The sequence below is a fragment of the Vreelandella songnenensis genome (genome assembly GCF_003002925.1).
Classification (GTDB): domain Bacteria; phylum Pseudomonadota; class Gammaproteobacteria; order Pseudomonadales; family Halomonadaceae; genus Vreelandella; species Vreelandella songnenensis.
Genome location: NZ_PVTK01000033.1, coordinates 1 through 1,066 on the forward strand (window position 1 = coordinate 1; position 1,066 = coordinate 1,066).

General features: G+C 48.2%; 3 protein-coding genes. 1 reads left to right on the forward strand and 2 read right to left on the reverse strand.

Annotation, left to right across the window (positions count from 1 at the left end):
* A partial coding sequence (locus B0H98_RS16905; protein WP_208623646.1) for a hypothetical protein occupies positions 1-191 on the reverse strand: 191 nt, incomplete at its 3' end.
* A 147-nt stretch (positions 192-338) separates the two neighbouring features.
* A complete protein-coding gene (locus B0H98_RS16910) occupies positions 339-536 on the reverse strand; it encodes a hypothetical protein (protein WP_106376230.1) in 198 nt (65 codons plus the stop codon).
* 448 nt (positions 537-984) lie between these two features.
* On the opposite strand from B0H98_RS16910, the gene B0H98_RS17375 reads away from it, so the two are divergent.
* The coding region (locus tag B0H98_RS17375; protein ID WP_217901937.1) for a transposase at positions 985-1,066 on the forward strand (82 nt) is incomplete at its 3' end.

Below are 1,066 nucleotides of genomic sequence, written 5' to 3' on the forward strand. Positions count from 1 at the left end.
AGGTGGCCGCTGCCGTAGGTGTGCCAGTTGAGCGCGGGAAGGTCGCCGAACTGACTTTGCTGCGGCGCGCCGTTGGCGGTGAGGGTATGGCGCTGCGCGTGGTCGTACTGGAACGTCGCTTCCCCATTGTCGTTGGTCACACTGGTCAGTTTAATATTGGCGACCCAGCAATAATGGTGGCTACTGGCCAAGACGTGCTCTGTTGCGGGCAATGAGGAGGACGGCGGTGCCGAACACATAGCTAGCGCCTGGTCATCGAAGTCCATGCGGTTGGCTTCAATACGCTGCAATGTGCAACGGAAGAAAGTGGTCGTCAGAGGAGATTATTATTAGTAGTATCACTTTTTCATAGGCTTATATTTTTCCCAGCCCATTTTATTATGATGTTTAATCATTGCTTCTTCATAATCACTAGCCTCTATCTTATATAGCAATTTGGCGTTTTTTGAAAGCAAGCCTTTGTTTTTTAAGTCAACTATATTGTTTGCAGTAGATAGCGTAGTGCCTTCCTCATCTTCCCAAACCTCGAAAATCATAATGTCTAACCTCATAGTCTGTTAAGGAATGAATGCTTCACCAGTGATAACTTCTATATCAACGCGGATAGGATTACCTCGAAGGAAACTTCTAGAAACAGGCGCCATAACACCGCCAGCATTTCCAGCGTTGTTGATAAAACGCTCCGCTTGACTAAAGCCTAACGTACGATCGAGTAATTGCCTTTTTGTCGACTGTCCTCTCAGTGCTTCTAATATCTCCAATCCTTCTGTAGAAGCAGGGGGGGCATTTGCGACCAAGCAACGGATGCTTCTAAGCCCCCGCCTTGTGCCTGAATTCTTCCACGATGCATTATTTCATCCGTATTCGGATGAGCATTAATACCTGCGCCTGCTAAAGTGCCATCGCCCATTTGTGTAGGCGACGTCACCCCCTGATTGAGTAGCACTACACTTTAGAGTCCGATCCTACGAAAGGAGATTGGACATGAAGAAGCGTTTCAGCGAAGAACAGATCATCGGTTTTCTGGGCGAAGCCGAAGCAGGACTGCCCATCAAGGAGCTATGCC